Origin of the sequence: Arsenicicoccus sp. UBA6765 (assembly GCF_002453335.1) — a bacterium.
In the GTDB taxonomy this organism is placed as follows: Bacteria; Actinomycetota; Actinomycetes; order Actinomycetales; family Dermatophilaceae; genus Arsenicicoccus; species Arsenicicoccus bolidensis.
In genome coordinates, this window is the sequence record NZ_DKGR01000036.1 from 26516 (window position 1) to 43620 (window position 17105).

Annotated in this window: 17 protein-coding genes; 7 read left to right on the forward strand and 10 right to left on the reverse strand. The window is 72.9% G+C overall.

What is annotated here, in order from left to right; genetic code table 11:
* Positions 1-44 precede the first annotated feature (44 nt).
* From B4K29_RS10250 to B4K29_RS10285, 8 genes are all read right to left on the reverse strand, one after another.
* Positions 45-551, reverse strand: coding sequence for a hypothetical protein (locus B4K29_RS10250; RefSeq protein WP_286961651.1), 507 nt, complete (start codon positions 549-551; stop codon positions 45-47).
* Positions 552-599: 48 nt separating this feature from the next.
* Complete coding sequence (locus B4K29_RS10255) at positions 600-2189, reverse strand: CapA family protein (RefSeq protein ID WP_286961650.1); 1590 nt, start codon at positions 2187-2189, stop codon at positions 600-602.
* Positions 2186-4165: a poly-gamma-glutamate biosynthesis protein PgsC/CapC gene (locus tag B4K29_RS10260; protein ID WP_286960007.1), complete on the reverse strand. Its 1980-nt coding sequence runs from the start codon at positions 4163-4165 to the stop codon at positions 2186-2188. The genes B4K29_RS10255 and B4K29_RS10260 overlap by 4 nt, the downstream gene beginning before the upstream one ends.
* A gap of 18 nt (positions 4166-4183) precedes the next feature.
* Complete coding sequence (locus tag B4K29_RS10265; protein WP_286967233.1) at positions 4184-4516, reverse strand: hypothetical protein; 333 nt, start codon at positions 4514-4516, stop codon at positions 4184-4186.
* Entirely contained in the window at positions 4513-5370 is an 858-nt protein-coding gene (locus B4K29_RS10270; RefSeq protein WP_286967234.1) for a hypothetical protein, read from the reverse strand. The genes B4K29_RS10265 and B4K29_RS10270 overlap by 4 nt, the downstream gene beginning before the upstream one ends.
* On the reverse strand, positions 5342-5491 hold the full coding sequence (locus tag B4K29_RS10275) for a hypothetical protein (RefSeq protein WP_019284199.1): 150 nt from the start codon (positions 5489-5491) through the stop codon (positions 5342-5344). Before B4K29_RS10275 ends, B4K29_RS10270 begins: the two co-directional genes overlap by 29 nt.
* A 321-nt stretch (positions 5492-5812) precedes the next feature.
* Entirely contained in the window at positions 5813-7108 is a 1296-nt protein-coding gene (locus B4K29_RS10280; protein ID WP_286961647.1) for a C39 family peptidase, read from the reverse strand.
* Between the two features lie 140 nt (positions 7109-7248).
* Complete coding sequence (locus tag B4K29_RS10285) at positions 7249-8574, reverse strand: APC family permease (protein ID WP_019284197.1); 1326 nt, start codon at positions 8572-8574, stop codon at positions 7249-7251.
* A 112-nt stretch (positions 8575-8686) separates the two neighbouring features.
* Between B4K29_RS10285 and B4K29_RS10290 the strand changes: the two genes are divergently transcribed.
* From B4K29_RS10290 to B4K29_RS10305, 4 genes are all read left to right on the forward strand, one after another.
* Positions 8687-9271 carry a DUF2243 domain-containing protein gene (locus B4K29_RS10290; protein ID WP_019284196.1) on the forward strand — a complete coding sequence of 195 codons (585 nt, stop codon included), beginning with the start codon at positions 8687-8689 and terminating at the stop codon, positions 9269-9271.
* A complete protein-coding gene (locus B4K29_RS10295) occupies positions 9268-10095 on the forward strand; it encodes a cytochrome c oxidase assembly protein (RefSeq protein ID WP_286967235.1) in 828 nt (275 codons plus the stop codon). The genes B4K29_RS10290 and B4K29_RS10295 overlap by 4 nt, the downstream gene beginning before the upstream one ends.
* A gap of 67 nt (positions 10096-10162) precedes the next feature.
* Positions 10163-10375, forward strand: coding sequence for a hypothetical protein (locus tag B4K29_RS10300; protein WP_029212063.1), 213 nt, complete (start codon positions 10163-10165; stop codon positions 10373-10375).
* The gene (locus B4K29_RS10305) at positions 10368-11273 is read left to right on the forward strand and encodes an oxygenase MpaB family protein (RefSeq protein ID WP_286960015.1); all 906 of its coding nucleotides are present in this window, start codon (positions 10368-10370) and stop codon (positions 11271-11273) included. The genes B4K29_RS10300 and B4K29_RS10305 overlap by 8 nt, the downstream gene beginning before the upstream one ends.
* A gap of 187 nt (positions 11274-11460) precedes the next feature.
* Here B4K29_RS10305 and galK read toward each other — a convergent pair whose 3' ends face one another.
* Positions 11461-12633, reverse strand: a complete 1173-nt coding sequence (galK, locus tag B4K29_RS10310) for a galactokinase (RefSeq protein ID WP_286967236.1) — start codon at positions 12631-12633, stop codon at positions 11461-11463.
* 128 nt (positions 12634-12761) lie between these two features.
* Here galK and B4K29_RS10315 point away from each other — a divergent pair, with 128 nt between their 5' ends.
* The 3 genes from B4K29_RS10315 to B4K29_RS10325 all read left to right on the forward strand — a co-directional run bounded on the left by B4K29_RS10315 (position 12762) and on the right by B4K29_RS10325 (position 15856).
* Complete coding sequence (locus tag B4K29_RS10315; protein ID WP_029212071.1) at positions 12762-14144, forward strand: UTP--glucose-1-phosphate uridylyltransferase; 1383 nt, start codon at positions 12762-12764, stop codon at positions 14142-14144.
* A gap of 130 nt (positions 14145-14274) precedes the next feature.
* Positions 14275-15297 carry a tryptophan--tRNA ligase gene (gene trpS, locus B4K29_RS10320; protein WP_029212072.1) on the forward strand — a complete coding sequence of 341 codons (1023 nt, stop codon included), beginning with the start codon at positions 14275-14277 and terminating at the stop codon, positions 15295-15297.
* 16 nt (positions 15298-15313) lie between these two features.
* On the forward strand, positions 15314-15856 hold the full coding sequence (locus B4K29_RS10325) for a 2'-5' RNA ligase family protein (protein ID WP_019284189.1): 543 nt from the start codon (positions 15314-15316) through the stop codon (positions 15854-15856).
* A gap of 32 nt (positions 15857-15888) precedes the next feature.
* Here B4K29_RS10325 and B4K29_RS10330 read toward each other — a convergent pair.
* The coding region (locus B4K29_RS10330; protein WP_286967237.1) for a D-alanyl-D-alanine carboxypeptidase family protein at positions 15889-17105 on the reverse strand (1217 nt) is incomplete at its 5' end.

A 17105-nucleotide genomic window follows, 5' to 3' on the forward strand; every position in this document is an offset into this window, starting at 1 on the left:
GGGCCGACCCGACCCGTGGCGCCCGTCGGACGCAGGTGCCACCGTCACGGGCGCTCCGTCTCCTCGGTCCTGGGCAGGCTCGGCTCCGTCGCGCCGGCGAGGGCCGTGACGGGGCTGCTCGTCGCCCGCAGCACCGTGGGTTCGGTGGCGGCGGTCGGGGTGACCTGCTGCAGGGTGACGGCGGTGGCGCGCTCGGCGAGGACCGTGTCGAAGCGGGCGCTCGAGCCGCCCTCCTCGCCCCAGCGCACGAGGGACACGTCGTCGACGGCGAGGCGCGACCCGCGCACCGAGCTCTCGGGCGGCAGGAGGCGCAGCGCCGGCTGGACGAAGGTCGTGCCCGCGGGCGCCGTGACGTCGACGCGCACCTGCCGGCAGTCGTCGGCGTCGGAGCTGCTGGGCGGCACGGTCACCTCCGTCGTGGCGCTCGAGGGGCCTTCGGCTCCTGCATACCACGCGAGGGTGGCGCGCGACCCGGGGGAGGCGTGCCGCACCGCCGCGACGAAGGTCAGCCGTTGGCCGGCCTTGACCGGGATGCGGTGCTCTGGCGTCACGAAGGCGTCCTGGGTGCTGAGCGGGCTGCGGACCAGCTCGACGCCGTGCTAGGCCACCGCCTCGCTCGGTGTCGGTGCGCAGGCCGCGGCGTTGGTGCGGCGGGTGTTGGCGCCGAGGGTCCACAGCGCCGGCCCGCTGCCGCTGCGGGCGTCGGCCTCGAAGCGCCCGCTCCCGAAGAGCAGGTCGCTGCCCGCGAGGATGCCGTCAGGCCGGCCGGCGAGCTGCCAGCCCGGCGCCAGCGAGGTCGGCACGCCGGGGGTGAGCTGGACCGCGCGAGGCCTGGGCTCCAGCAGGGCGGAGCCGATGGTCGTGCCGGTGGCGTCGGCGTTGGCGGTCGTCGCGACGGAGCCGGCCGCGATGCGGCCGACCGCGTCCGCCAGGGCGGTGGTGGCCGGGCGCGGGGCGTAGCGGTCGATGACGAGCGGGTCGGCCTGCGTGTGGACGGGCCGACCGTCGTGCAGGTCGACGCGCACCAGGTAGGTCGGGAAGGTCGACCACAGGTCCTGGTCGAAGAGCAGGTTGCCGAGGCTCTCCGCGACGACCGCGCCGGACTGGGTGGTCAGCCCGCCGACGACGTGCGGGTGGCCGTTCATGACGGCGGTGGCGCCGGCCTCGGCGGCCACCTGGGTCAGTCGTCGTATGACGGGCCGCTGCTGGCGCTCGTACTCCACGGCGCCATGGATCATCACGACGACGTCGTGACCCGCGGCGCGCTGCCGCTCGACGGTGCGGCGCAGGCGGCCCTCGGAGCACCGGGCGGCGCCGCCGGAGCTGCCCTGGGCGACGTACGGGTGGGACGAGGGCAGCCCGTCGACCGTGGTGCAGCCGACGTAGGCGACCGTGCGACCGCGGACCGGCACCTCGAGCGGCGTCCACGCCTCGTCCTCGGTCCGCCCCGCGCCGAAGTGGCGCACACCGGCGTCGTCGAGGGCCGTGAGGGTGCTGGCGATCCCGGCCGCCCCACCGTCGTTGACGTGGTTGTTGGCGAGGGACACGACGTCCACGCCCGCGTCGCGCAGGGCCTGCGCGGTCTTGGTGCTGCTCGCGAAGGCGATCTCCTTGGTCGGGTTGAAGCCGTCGGGCCGCTTGGCGCCCTCGGGCCAGTAGAGCTTGGCGACCAGGGGCGTCTCGAGGTTGACCGCGGTGAGGTCGGCGTCCTGCAGGAGCGGGGTGATGCCGTCGAGCAGCCGGCGGTGGTCCTCGACCGTGGAGGCCTCGGTCAGGAGCGCGGGCCCGGAGGCGCTGGGCTCGTAGAACCGCCGGCCCATCATGACGTCGCCGCCGAATCTCAGCGTGACGGTGTCGAACCCGCTGGCGGGCAGGACGGCGCGGGAGGCCTCCGCGGCGTGCAGGCGCAGGGTCCGCTCGCCGTGCCCGGACGCCTCGACGTGGGCGTAGCCGTCGCGGGACAGCGGCACGGCCGCCCGCCCGGCGGCGTCGGTGGTGGCCGACCCCTCGTCGGTGCGGACCCGGGCGCCGGCCAGCGGGGTCCCGCGGTCGTCGACGACGTCGACCGACACGGTGGGGCCGGTCGGGCCGGGGGCCGGAGCCTGCTCGTGGACGAGGCCGAGGGTGCCGGCCACGACGAGGGAGGCGGCGACGACGGGCCCGCCCCAGCGGGTGAGGTGGGTGCTCACAGCCAACCTCCTGCGGTGGCGATCGCGGCGGTCAGGGTGGCTCCGGCATACACGCCGGTGGCGGTGAGCCCGGTGCCCCAGACGGTGCGCTCCCAGCCCTGGCGCTGCACGTCGTTGGCGATGAGGGAGGGGACCATGATCGTGGCGGCGGTGAGGCCGCGCCACGGCACGAAGTCGCCGTGGCTGAGCCAGGTCATGGTGATCTCGGTGGCCCAGGCGACGACCGAACCCACGAGGAGCATCGCAGACAGCTTGCGCCGGCCGAACAGCAGCAGCCGCGGCATGAGGACGTGGACGACGACCGCCCACGTGACCAGGGCGACGACGGCGGTGACGAGCAGGTCGGACCAGCGTGGCCCGACGAGGGCGAGGTAGGCGCCCGTGATGAACCCGCCGGAGCGGAGCCCGAGCTTGGAGTAGACCGCCATGCCGACGAGCACGCTCATGGCCACGGCATACAGCAGCAGCTCGCGGGGGTCGCCGAGGACCGAGGCGAGGTGCTGGGGCTGGTCGACGTTGGAGCCGGGGGCGATCGCGAGGACCGCGGAGGCGAGCCAGGCGACGACGCCGAGCGAGCAGGCGGTGGCGATGACGACGCCGACGGTGCGGCCGGGCTTCTGGCGGGCCATGTCGTGGGCGAGGATCCCGGGGACGAGGAAGCCGATGCCGGTGATGCCGAGCAGCATCGGGTCCAGCCGTCCGCCGAGGTGCGCGAGCCCGGTGGTGACCATGATCAGGGCGAGCCCGACCAGCACCTCGATCTCGAACTTCCTGCGGCCGTAGAGGATCCGGCGGCGGCCGATCACCTTGTTGACGATGAGGTAGGTCAGGTAGCCGAGGGCGATGGTCACGATCACGGCGATGGGCCGGCTGAGGGCCAGCGAGAGGTAGGCGGGGACGATCGCCCCGCCCGTGGTCAGCTGGATCCGCTCGTAGACGAGCATGCTGACGACGACGCCCGCGAGGATCGTGAGGCGAACGACCTCGGGGGTGAAGGAGTACTCAGGCACGCAGGGCCTCCGCGCGGCGGGTGTGGCTGATGCCGGACACGATCCGCTGACGTCCGAGCGGCGCGCGGGCGAGCAGCGGGCCTCGGCGATCTCGTCGTCCTGCGCGTCGCCGAGCAGGTGCGCGAAGTGCTCGATGAGCAGCTCGGCCTGGTCGGTGTGGATGTTGACCATGCCGACGAGCACGCCGTCGCGGCCGGGCACGAGGTCGACGATCGTCTGCAGGATCTGGTCGAGCGACGGCTGGACGGTCTCGCCGAGCTGGTGGATGCGCTCGCGGCCGTAGCCGCGCTCGACCATGGTGGCGGTCACCGTCTCCTCGTAGGCCCCGAAGGTGATGACGTGGTCGAGGAACTCGTCCAGGTCGTCGGGGACCATGTGGGAGAACAGCTCGGCGCGCCGGCCGCGGTCGTGGCGGTTGTTGAGGATGCCGATGACGGGGGCGTCCGGCGGGAACTGCGCCTGGAGGTTCTGGAAGGTGAGGATCACGCTCTCGCGGTCGTTGGCCGCGAACAGCGGGACCCACAGGATGCGCTTGCCGAGGATGTCGTAGGTCCGCAGCCGCACGACACCCACGTCCGGCACCGACTTCCACATGCCGCGGATCGCCACCTCGCGCGGGATGTCCAGCAGCCGCGCGACGGTGAGGCCGATGGCGACGTTGTCGCGGAACTGCAGGTAGTCGAAGCCCCGCATGTCCTCGTCGGTGACCTCGGCGGGGTCGGCATACATCAGGGTGCTGCCACGACGAGCCGCGTTGACCGCCAACCGGTCTCGCAGGTGCTGGCGGCCCTCGCCGGTGACCAGGATGCCGCCGGTGGGGATGGTCGCGGACAGCGAGTCGGCGATCTCCTCGAGGGTCTCGCCCATCTCCTCCTGGTGGTCCTCGCGCACGTTGGTGATGACCGTGATGTCGGAGCGGACCATGAACTCCTGGGAGTACTGCTGGTAGAGCGGGCGCACGGCCATGCACTCGATGACCAGCGCCTAGACGTCGCGCTGGACGTGCTCGGCGACGACGTCGATCTGCTCGTTGATGGTGGCTGCGCCGCGGCGGGCGATGGGCGTCTCGTGGCCGTTGGGGGCGATGACGCGGGCGGCCGAGCCGGTCGTCTTGGCCACCGTGACGTAGCCGCCCTCGCGCAGGACGCCCGCGAGCAGCCGCGTGACGGTGGACTTGCCGCGGATCCCGTTGACGTGCAGCCGGACGTCGAGCTGGTCGAGGCGGCGGCGGTGGGCCTGGGTGGCGCTGCGCCAGTAGGTCATGATCGCGATGCAGAGCAGCAGCAGGACCCCGACGCCGACGAGCGAGCGGGTCATCGCGCGACCTCCACCGGCTGCTCGTCGCGCAGGGTCGCACGGGCCTCGTCGAGCAGGTCCGAAGCGGTCGTATGCCGACCCGCCAGCTCCACGACGGCGCACCGCACGGTGGCGACGGACCCGACCTCGACGGCACCCCCACGCCCGCGGTCGCGGACGGACAGCGCGGGGGCCTCCTGCACGAGGAGCCCGGCCAGAGCAGCGGCCCCCCGCTCGTCGGTCTCGGGGAGGACGGCGGCGACGCTGCCGGCGTCGAGCGCGAACGGCGCGTCCGAGCGGCGGAGGCGGTGCTCGACGAGGCGGGCGACGGCGCGGCGGGTCGCCTGCAGCAGCGCCTCGTCCACGTCGGCGGAGCGGGGCTCGACCTCCAGGGCGACGACGGCCAGCGGGCGGTCGTGGCGGCGGGCGCGGGCGATCTCCTCGTCGGCGCGCAGCTCGGCGACGTCGGCGGGGAGCAGGCCGAGGGAGGCCAGGGCCGGCTGCACGTCGGCGGGGCGGCCCCGCTCGAGGGCCCGCCGGTGGGCGCGGGCGGAGGCGCCGAGCAGGCCGGCGACCCAGCCGAGCACGACGAGGGCGCCGACGATCATGACGAGGGCGGTGAAGTGGGCGTTGTCCCAGGTGCCGAGGCGCTGGATCGTGACGACGCCGGCCGCGGCGGTGGCCACGCCGACCCCGAGCCCGAGGAAGCCGTCGGTGAGGAGCCCGGCGACGACGGTGACCACGACCAGCCCGACGAGGACCGGCCTGGCGGCCCCCGACTGGGACATGACGGCGGCGCTGGCGGCCGCGGCGGTGACCGCGAGCAGGGCCGCGCCCGTGTGGAGCTCAGTCCAGCGGTGCTGCGTCGGTGCCACGTGCGGCCTCCTTCGGGGCGAAGCGGAGGCGGGCGAGGGCGTAGGCGGCGGCGAAGACGGCGCCGGCGCCGACGGCGTGCAGCAGCAGGCCGGCGGCGGGGCCGTCGAGGGGGAGGGGCATGAGGACTCCGGGCGAGCGGGCAGGGGCATGCGTCAGCCCGGACCTTGAGGGGCCCGGGCTGGCGTCTATGGCGTATGGACTAGAGAGTATGACGCTGCGTCACACCCACAGGTTATTTGAAGGATCAATGATCCAGTCGGCCCTTGTCCTGCGCGTACAGCAACCATTGGTCACGGCTCGCGATTCATTCCACGCCCCGCTCGGACCTACCTCAGGTAGGCACGTCCGCCTGGGTTCGCACGCCAGGCGAGTGTGACTACCTGAGGTAGGTACATCCGCCTGGGTTGGCACGCCAGGCGAGTGTGACTACCCGAGGTAGGTTCACCAGTTGCGCTGCGTCAGAGCCGTCGGCAGGGCCTTCCAGGTCGGTCGCATCACGTAGGTCGTGCCGCCGGAGCGGGCCCACGCGTTCTCGAGCTGCGCGCGGTTGTAGGTCTTGCGGACGTAGGCGTTGGACGCCCGCATCCCCGACGCCGGGTCGTTGACCACGACGTTGCCCGCCGAGTCGAAGCCGACGATCACCATCAGGTGCCCGTTGGTCCCGAACCCCGCGCCCGACAGCTGCGAGCTGGTGAACGACGTCGAGATCGCCAGCGGGATGCCCGCCTTGATGAAGCGCTCGGCCTCGTTCAGCGACCGCAACCGCGTGACGAACGCGTCCAGGCCCCGGGTTCCGGCATACGCGGTGTTGAAGGCCCAGTTGCCCGAGCCGTTGTAGCCGTAGTCGAAGACCTTGGCGACGGCATGGTCGACCTGCGGGTTGGCGTGGGGCTTGGGGTTGACCCAGGCGACCTCGGTGCTGGTGGGGCCGGCCTTCCAGTAGTCGAGGATCATCGCCGTCGACGTGCCCGAGCACCAGGCCTCGCCTCCGCCGTTGAGGGACGGGTAGTGGCCGGTGTGCACCATCTGGCTGTAGGTCGGCACGCCGAGGACGACGCCGCGGGCCACGCCGACCGGGCTCACCGGGACGCTGCTCGTCGAGCCGGTGGGGATGGCCGAGGACATGACGTTGGCGGCGGTGACGGTGGGGGTCGCGGTCCAGCCGGCGGGGCGATAGAGGGTCACCCGCAGCCGCCAGCTCTTGAACGCGTAGCCCGCCTTGGCGCGCAGCGTGTCCGTCGCGACGGTGGCGTAGGCGTCGGACTGACCGTTCACGGTCGTGCGGTAGGGGGAGCCGGGCTGGATGTCGGACCAGCGCCCGAGCGAGAACCATGCGGTGGTGGCGCCGGTGGTGGTGATCGCCTGCACCCAGACAGAGATCCAGGTGCCGCCCGGCGTGATGGCCCGCCACGAGGGGATGACCTGCGTCATCGCGAACTCCGGCGTGTACCACCCGGTCGTCCACGTGCCGTGGTCATAGGTCCGCGTGGTGCGCGGGCCGTAGGGGTCGGTGTAGGTCGTGCGCCCCTGCGGGCTGCCCATGACGATGGAGCCGTTGGTGTAGCGGGTGCCCGTGTGGTAGCCGCCGCTGAGGGCGGAGCCGAGGCAGCGCCAGAGGCGGACGTTGCGGGCGGCGGCGGCCTGAGCCGTCGGGATGCCGAGGGGGAGGGCGAGGGTCGCGGCGGCCGCACCGGCACCGCCGAGCAGGGCCCGACGTGAGGGGGAGAAGTCGGTCATGGGGGGACTGTATGACGCAGAGTCATCATCCGTCACGCAAAGTGTTGAACGTTCACCCGCCGGCGGCAGGTGCATCGACCGGTCTTGGTTCCCCAGGCTGATGCCTTTGCCCGCGGCGGGTCAGGCGGGCGTCATCGGGGTCAGGCGGGGGTACGGCGGCGCCAGGCGGCGATCCCGGCCAGCAGTGCACCCACCGCGAGGAACGGCAGTCCGTAGCGCCAGGTCTCCGCATCCACCCGCGTCGCCAGCAGCAGGCACGAGAGCAGTCCGAGCACGGGCAGGACCACCGGCGCGCGGAAGTGGCGCTGCGAGACCTCGTCGCGGCGCAGCACGAGCACCGCGAGGTTCACGGCGGAGAAGACCACGAGCAGCAGCAGGACCATGGTGCTGGCCAGCACCTCGATCGTGCCCGTCAGCGCGAGCAGCAGCGACAGCGCCGTGGTGGCCAGGATGGCGACCCACGGGGTGCGGCGCTGCGGCAGCACCCGCTCGAGCGCCGAGGGCAGCAGGCCGTCGCGAGCCATGCCATAGGCGAGGCGCGAGGACATGATGCCGGTGAGCAGGGCACCGTTGGCGACGGCGACGAGCGCGATGACCGAGAACAGCACCGGGGGTATGCCGCCCGCCGCCTTCACGATCTCCAGCAGGGGAGCGCTCGAGGACGCCAGCTGGTCGGTGGGCACGATCGCGCTGGCGGCGACGCCGACGCCGGCATAGACCAGCCCGGCGACCACGAGGGCTCCGAACAACGCCCGCGGGTAGGAGCGGGCGGGGTCCTTGGTCTCCTCGGCGACGTTCGCGCTGGTCTCGAAGCCGGCGTAGGCGTAGAACGCCAGCACGCTGCCCGCCAGCACGGCGCTGATCGGAGAGTGCTCCGCGGTGCCGAGCTGGGTCAGCCGGCTGAGGTCGCCGTCGCCGCGCGCGATGACGACGATCCCGAGGATCACGATGAGCACGAGGCCGCCGACCTCGATGATCGTGGCGACGGCGTTGGCGCCCATCGACTCGGAGATGCCACGCGCGTTGAGCGCCGCCAGCAGGGCGAGGAAGACGACCACGACGCCCACCGTCGGTAGCGTCACGAAGGCCGCCAGGTAGTCGCCCGCGAAGCCCAGCGCCAGCGCACCGACCGAGACGATGCCGGCCGCGAGCATGCAGAAGCCGACCAGGAAGCCGACGAACGGCCCGAACGCGCGCGTGGCGTAGTGCGACGAGCCGCCCGCGCGCGGGTACTTCGTGGCGAGCTCGGCGTAGGACGCCGCGGTGAGCAGCGCCAGCAGCAGGGCCACCACCAGAGGCACCCAGACGGCGCCTCCCGCGGTGCCGGCGATCTTGCCGGCGAGGACGTAGACGCCCGCCCCCAGCACGTCGCCGAGGATGAACAGGAACAGGCCGGTCGTCGTGACGGCGCGGCGCAGCGTGGGGGTGCCCGAGGACGTGGCCTCGGGGGCGTTCTGGGTGGGCATGCGGTCACGGTACGACCTGGCGCGGGCCGTGGGCGGCTTGGCGGTCGATGGGTCCTGGCGAGCGGCGTCGCGCAAGCGCCCGCCAGCTCGTTCGGCGCCCTAGCGTGGTCGCATGGCAGCGTCCAGCGACCCGCTCTCGCCCGGATCTTCCGAGCCGCGGAGCATCACCCTGCCCGGCATCCTCCTCGGTGTGGGCCTCGGCGGCTTCGTCGACGGGATCCTCCTGCACCAGGTGCTGCAGTGGCACCACATGCTGACCAGCGCGTCGACGGCCAACATCCCCATCGGCGACTACCCGGCCACCACGGTGCACGGGCTGCAGATGAACACGCTGTGGGACGGCCTGTTCCACACCTTCACCTGGCTCTGCGTCCTGGCCGGGCTGGGGATCCTCTACGCGCGGATCACGCACGACCACCGCCGGGCCTGGGCCTCCCGTGTGCTCTGGGGCTGGATCCTGGCGGGGTGGGGGCTCTTCAACCTCGTCGAGGGCATCGTCGACCACCACGTCCTGGGGATCCATCACGTCGTCAGCGGCCCCCACCAGACACTGGCGGACCTCGCCTTCCTGGGGCTGGGCGCTCTTCTGGTCCTCGGCGGCTGGCTCTTGCAGCGGTCGGCTCGGCCGGGCGTCGTGGCTGACGGCGCGGTGGTCATCGGCCGGGAGGGCTCACCCGGCGACCGAGGCCCGCGGTGATCCTTGCTCATGGCGGTGCCGCCTCCACCGGTGGGCCGGAGGCCTTCCTGCCCGCCGTCGTCCTGGGTCTCACCGCTGCTGCTGCAGGGTCGTATGCCGTGCTGGCCCGCCGCCAGGCGCGCCGGCACGGGTCCTGGAGCGGCTGGCGCACGGTGAGCTTCGTCACCGGGGCAGGCCTGCTCGGGATGGCGCTGGTGCCCGCGCTGTCCCCGTTCCCGGCCGGCGATTTCCGGGGGCACATGCTGCAGCACCTGCTGATCGGGATGTACGCACCGCTGCTGCTGGTCATGGGTGCCCCTGCCACGTTGCTGCTGCGCACGCTGCCGCCACGGCACGGGCGGGTGCTCGGACGACTGCTGCACGTGGCGCCGCTGCGCGTCGTAATCCACCCGGTCACGGCCCTCGTGCTCAACCTCGGCGGTCTCCTCGTCCTGTACCTCACCCCCCTCTACGTCGCCACCACCCAGCGTCCTGTCCTGCACCACCTCGTGCACCTGCACTTCCTTGTCGCCGGGTATCTCTTCGCCCACGCCATCGCCGGCCCTGACCCGGCCCCGCGTCGACCATCCGTCACCGCCAGGCTGGTCGTCCTCGGGGTGGCTGTCACCGGGCACGCGGTGCTGTCCCAGCTGCTGTATGCCGGAGCGCTCGTCCAGGTGCCCGTCTCGGCGGTCGAGCTGCGGGGCGCGGGGGAGCTCATGTACTACGGCGGGGACATCGCCGAGCTCCTGCTGGCGCTCGCGATGCTGACCACGTGGCGCCGGCCCAGAGCCGCCGGCCGGCGTCATCTCGCTGCGGGGCGGCAGGCGACCGCACAATGGTGAGCACCGGGGCCACCCACCGGCGCGCACCTCGCCGCCGCGACCGGCCCCTCCGTCGAGAGGCACCGACATGAGCGACACGACCGGCCAGCGCGCGGCGAACGACGAGGACCGACGCGACGAGGCTCGACGCGACGAGCGGGTGGAGGGCGCCGACGGCACGGCCGGCGACGGCGGGGGCGAGGTGTCCGAGACCGGTCTCGGCGGCACGGCTCCCGACGGTGGCGCGGACGCGGTTCCGAGCGAGCACACCACCCCCGGCCAGGACGGAGCCGATGTCTGAGCACGGGGCCGACCCAGCGCCCGCAGCGCCCACCTCGCTGCCTAGGCCCTTGTCCAGCGCGCTGTCCCTGCCCCGATCTCTGCAGCGTCGCATCGGCGAGGCCGTGCGGGAGAAGGTCGCCGGCGCCGACGCCGTGGCCGCCCACGACCGCATCTGGGGCACGCCCGGCGAGCGGTGGTTCACCGAGGACGACCCGATCTGGCGCGTGCACGGTGACGCGTCGATGTTCGCCGCCGGGATCACGGCGCTGCTGCTCCAGTCCCTGCACCCCTCCGCCATGGCCGGGGTCGCGGGGCACAGCGGCTATCGCGGCGACCCGTGGGGGCGGCTGCAGCGCACCAGCCACTACCTGGCGACCACGACCTTCGGCACGATCGAGCACGCGGAGCAGGCCATCGCCACCGTCCGCAGCGTGCACGAGCGCGTCCGGGGCAAGGACGACCTCGGCTGGCCCTATCGCGCGAGCGATCCGCACCTCCTGCGTTGGGTGCACGTCGCCGAGGTCTGGTCCTTCCTGACCGGGCACCAGCGCCACGGTTCGCGGCCCCTCACCCCGGCCGAGGCCGACACCTATGTCGCCCAGACCGCCATCCCCGCCGCCCGCCTCGGGGCCGGGGACCTGCCGGCGACCGTCCGCGAGCTCGAGGAGGCGTTGGCCGGCTACCGGCCCGAGCTGCGGGTGACTCCTGCTGCCCGGGACGCCGCCGACTTCCTGCTGCGCGAGCCGCCGCTGCCGCGTCCGGCGCGTCCCGGCTATCAGCTGCTGGCGCGAGGCGCGGTCGACCTGCTGCCGGGGTGGGCCCGCGACGAGCTGGGCCTCGCCCGCCCCGCGCTCGCAGCCCCCGCCGGTGCAGTGGGCACCCGGCTCGTCCGCTGGGGCCTCAGCGCCGTTGGCTGACCCGCCCCGCCCTCTCGCCCCGCACCCCCACCAGCCCCGCACCCGCACTCGCACCCGACGCCATTGGTCACCAATCACGTCCCAGCGGCCCTTATGAACGATCCAAAACGTCACTGGTGACCAATGGAGTCGGGGTGCGGGCGGTGCGGGCGGTCTGCGACCACTCTGGCTCACCCCAGCGACAAGATCAGGCGAGGCGCTCGGCCGGAGCCGCCGCCGTGGCCACGAAGTGCTGCGGCGCGCCCAGCCCCGCCTCGGCGAAGGCCCGCGCCACCGCGGCCGCCACCTGGTCACCGGTCCCGCGGCGCACCAGGGCGATCGCGGAGCCGCCGAACCCGCCGCCCGTCATACGCGCTCCCAGGGCACCCTCGGCGCGGGCGGTGTCGGCGACCAGGTCGAGCTCGGTCCCCGTGACCTCGTAGTCGTGGCGCAGCGACTCGTGGGACGCGTCGAACAGCCGCCCCACCTCGGCGAAGTCGCCGGCCGAGAGCGCCTCCACGCAGTCGCGGACCCGCTGGATCTCGGTGACCACGTGCCGCACCCGACGGCGCTGCACCTCTTCGTCCAGCCGGGACAGCGTCGACTCCAGCTCGGAGGACGCGATCTCGCGCAGCGACACGATCCCCAGCGCCTCGGCGGCGGCCTCGCAGGCGCTGCGGCGCTCGCCGTACTGGCCGTCCGTCAGGGCATGCGTGGCGCGGGTGTCGACGACGAGCAGCTCGAGGTCGTGCGCGTCGAGGTCGAAGGGCACCAGGCGCGTCGACCCGTCGCGGCAGTCGAGCAGCAGCGCGTGGCCCTCGGCGCAGCGCATCGCGGCGGCCTGGTCGAGCCCGCCGGTGGGGGCCTCGGCGATGACGTTCTCGGCGCGCATGCACACCTCGGCGAGCCGTGATCGGCCCTCGTCGGAGTCGAGCAGCCCGAGGCCGAAGAGGTCCGAGGCGGCGGCCCCCACGCAGCCCTCGAGCGCCGCCGAGGAGGACAGGCCCGCCCCGATCGGCACGTCGGAGGCCACGGCGACGTCCAGGCCGTGCACCTCGTGACCCGCGTCCCGCAGCGCCCACAGCACCCCGGCCGCATAGGACGCCCACCCGCCCGGCGTGCCGGCGGCGACGTCGGAGAGCTCCACCTCCGCGCGGCTGTCCGGTATGTCGGCGGACACCAGCACGAGCCGGTCGTCGTCACGCCGTCGGGCTGCGGCATACGCGCGGTGGGGCAGGGCGATGGGCAGGCACAGGCCGTCGTTGTAGTCGGTGTGCTCGCCGATGAGGTTGACGCGTCCGGGGGCCGCCCAGACCCCGGACGGCTCGGCCCCGAAGGTCTCGCGGAAGGTCTCCTCGGCGCGGTCGCGTGCGCTGGTCACGGTGTTCTCCTCACGGTGCGATCCTCACTCCGGCCCGGTGGGGGCAGCTCGACCCTACCGGCGCACTCTCGGCCGGGCACGGGCGCCTCGAGTTGCCCCCGACACCCCCTGGACACGAAAGTGGTGCCATGAGCCACGACGGACTCGCGCGCGCGCAGCAGGTCATGACCGACGCCGGGGTCCACCCCACGGCGATCGAGGTCTTCAGCCACTACTACGGCGAGCTGGAGGGCGGGGCCACCGGCGTCATCCTGGAGGACTCGATCCGGCCGTTGACCGACCCGCCGTCGTTGGAGGCGGCCGACATCGACGAGGAGACGGCGCGCGAGGCGCTGGGCCGGACCGTCGTGATCAAGCTCAACGGCGGGCTGGGCACGTCGATGGGCATGAGCAAGGCCAAGTCGCTGCTGCCCGTGCGGGACGGCAAGTCCTTCCTGGACATCGTGGTGCAGCAGGTGCTGGCGGCGCGCGAGCGCTACGGCGTGCGGCTGCCGCTGCTGCTGATGGACTCCTTCAACACGCGGGCCGACACGCTGGCTGCCCTGCAGCGCTACCCCGACCTGCAGGTCGAGGACCTCCCGCTGGACTTCCTGCAGAGCCAGGAGCCCAAGCTGCGCACGGACGACCTGACGCCCGTCGAGTGGCCGGACGACCCGCAGCTCGAGTGGTGCCCGCCGGGCCACGGCGACCTCTACCCCTCGCTGCTGTCCTCCGGCATCCTGGCGGCGTTGCTGGACAAGGGTTTCCGCTACGCCACGGTCAGCAACGGCGACAACCTCGGCGCCTCCCCGGACGCCCGCCTCGCCGGCTGGTTCGCGTCCTCGGGCGCGCCCTACGCCGCCGAGGTGTGCCAGCGGACCGCCATGGACCGCAAGGGCGGTCACCTCGCGATCCGCAAGGACGACGACCAGTTGATCCTGCGCGACACCGCGCAGACCGCGGACGACGAGATGGACTTCTTCACCGACGAGCACCGCCACCCGTTCTTCCACACCAACAACCTGTGGCTGGACCTGCAGCGCCTGCACGACGAGCTGACCGCGCGCGACGGCGTCCTCGGGCTGCCGCTCATCCGCAACGTCAAGACCGTCGACCCCAAGGACTCCAGCAGCCCCGAGGTCTACCAGATCGAGTCCGCCATGGGCGCGGCCGTCGAGGTCTTCGAGGGGGCCCAGGCCATCGAGGTGCCGCGCAGCCGCTTCCTGCCGGTCAAGACGACCAACGAGCTCATGCTGCTGCGCTCGGACGTCTACGACCTGCGCGAGGACGGCACGCTGGCGATGCAGGTCGACGCGGCGCCGGTGATCTCCTTGGACAGCAAGCACTTCAAGCGGATCGGCGACTTCGAGCAGCGGGTGCCGGAGCGCCTGCCGTCGCTGCGCGAGGCGACCCGGTTCACCGTCGAGGGGGACTGGTCCTTCGGGGACGACGTCGTCGTCAAGGGCGACGTCACGCTCCCCGACGAGGGCGCGCCCAGCCGCGTCGAGGACGGCGCCGTCCTGCAGGGCTGAGACACCGGCCGTATGCCGGGGACCGAGCGGTTCCGGCATACGGCCTGGGCTCCTGCCACCCCTGACCGGACCCGCCCGCACGACCCACCACCGCCCGGACCACCCCGCCCGCCCTGCCAGAATGAGAGCCATGTCCTCCCAGCCCACCGCCCGCCCACGCACCCTGTCCGGCATGCAGCCGACCTCCGACTCGCTGCATCTCGGCAACCATCTCGGCGCGCTGGTCAACTGGGTGGCGCTGCAGGAGCAGTTCGACGCGTTCTACTTCATCGCCGACCTGCACTCCCTCACGGTGGCGACCGACCCCGAGCTGATCCGGCGACGCACGCGCGTCACGGCGGCGCAGTACCTCGCGGCGGGCGTCGACCCCGAGCGCTCCACGCTGTTCGTTCAGAGCCACGTCTCCGAGCACACCGAGCTGTCGTGGATCCTGTCCTGCCAGACCGGGTTCGGCGAGGCCAGCCGCATGACGCAGTTCAAGGACAAGACCGCCAAGGGCCACGCGGCCAACGTCGGGCTGTTCACCTACCCGATCCTCATGGCGGCCGACATCCTGCTCTACGACGCGGCCAAGGTCCCGGTAGGCGAGGACCAGCGGCAGCACTTGGAGATCACCCGCGACCTGGCGATCCGGTTCAACCAGCGCTACGGCGACACGCTCGTCGTCCCCGAGCCGCACATCGTCAAGGAAGGCGCCAAGATCCAGGACCTGCAGGACCCGACGGCCAAGATGAGCAAGTCCGCCGCCAGCGACAAGGGCCTGATCAACCTCCTGGACGACCCGGCCAAGAGCGCCAAGAAGATCCGCTCCGCCGTCACCGACACCGAGGCGGTCGTGCGCTACGACCCCGAGACCAAGGCGGGCGTGTCCAACCTGCTGACGATCCACTCGGTCCTGTCCGGCACGCCGGTCGCCGAGCTCGAGGCTCACTTTGAGGGCAAGATGTACGGCGACCTCAAGAAGGAGACCGCCGAGGTGCTCGTCGAGTGGGTCACACCGTTCCGCGACCGGGCCAACGAGCTGCTCGAGGACCCCGCCGAGCTCGACCGCATCCTCGCTGCCGGTGCCGAGCGCGCCCGCGAGGTGGCCTCGGCCACGCTGGGTCGGGTCTACGACGCCGTCGGCCTGCTGCGACCAGCCGGGCACCGCTGAGCCTGGAGGAGTGACGGTGCCGGTCATCGGAGTCTCGATCGCCATCCCCGAGCCCTGGGGGTGCGAGCTGCAGCGCGCGCGGCTGTCCTACGGCGACGAGCAGGCGCGCGGCATCCCGACGCACGTGACGGTGCTGCCGCCGACGGAGGTCGACGACGCCGCGATGGACGGCATCCACGAGCACCTGCTGCGGTCCGCCGCGTCGGTCGCGCCGTTCACGCTCGAGCTGCGCGGCACCGGGACCTTCCGCCCGGTCTCGCCGGTGGTGTTCATCCAGGTCGCGCGCGGGATCCCGGCCTGCGAGCAGCTCGAGGCGACGGTCCGGCGCGGTGTGCTGGAGCGCGACCTGAGCTTCACCTACCACCCGCACGTGACGGTGGCGCACGGCCTGCCGGAGGACGCCCTGGAGCAGGCGTTCGTCGAGCTCGCCGATTACCACGCGCAGTTCACCGTCGGCGAGTTCTCGCTCTACGTCCAGGGCGACGACGAGGTATGGCGTCCCATCCGCCGCTACCCGCTCGGGGACGCCAGCCAGGCCTACGTCAGCTGCGGCAGCTGATCCTGCCCGCTGCGCTCAGCGCCCGCGACTGCTCAGCGCTTGCGCCCGAGGCGCCGCGTCAGGAGGGCGCCGGCGGCGAGCACCAGCACGGCGAGCACGCCTGCGCCCCACCACGTCTGGAGGGCGCGTGCCACACCCGTCGGCTGCGACGTCTGTCCCGCGGTGGGGGAGCTGGAGGTGGGCGCCGGCACTGGCGTCACCGTGGGCGGCACCGAGGGGGAGGCGCTAGGCGTGCCGGTCGGGGTCGCCGGCGGCGTCGTGTCCAGGGTGCCCACGCCGCTGACCTTGGTGCCGTGGGCGAACGCCCAGTCCATCATGGCGGCCACGTGGTGCCAGTCGGCCGTGTCGGAGCACATGAAGCTCACGACATAGGACCGGCCACCCCGCGTGGCGGACCCGATGAACGTGCGGTGGGCCCCCGTCGTGTAGCCCGTCTTGACCCCCGTCGCGCCCGGGTAGTTCATGAAGAAGTGGTTGAGGTTGGGCACGGCATAGGGCGTCACCACGGTGCCGTCGGGCTGCTTGGCGCCGGGGAAGGGCATCTCGCGCGTGCCGACATACGACCGGAAGTCCTTGCGCTGCATCGCCGCTCGCCCGATCACGACCAGGTCGTAGGCGCTGCTGCGCTGCCCCTGTGCGTCCAGCCCTGACGGGTCGACAGCCACAGTGTCGCGGGCGCCGAGCCCGGCCGCGGTGGCGTTCATGCGCTGCAGGGTGCCCGCGACGCCGCCCGGCGCCGACCGGGCCAGGGCATAGGCCGCGTCGTTGGCGGACTGCATCAGCAGCGCGCCGTAGAGCTGGTGCACGGGATAGGGGTTGCCGGCCACCATGCCGACCCGCGTGCCCTCGGCGGCCTGGTCGGACGCGGTCGCGGTGACGACCCGCTTGGGGTCGAGCTGCGGCATGACGGTGAGCGCGGTGAGGGTCTTGAGCGTGCTGGCGGGATAAAGGTGGGCGTGGGGGGCCTTGGCGGCCAGGATCGTGCCGGTCTGCTGGTCGGCGAGCACGTATGACGTCGCGTCGAGCTGCGGGGGCTGCGGCACGCCCGCGGGCACCGCCGTGACGATGCCGCTGGTGCCGAGTTGGTCGCCGCCGACGGGGTGCTCACCGGCTCGGACCACTGGCGCGGGGTAGTAGCTCGGGCTCGGGGTGGCCGTGGGCGTCGGCGTCGGGCTGGCCGTGGCGCCGGCGCGGCCACGGCGGGTGGGCGGTGCAGGTGGTGGCGGCACGCGCGTGCCGGCGCACGGGG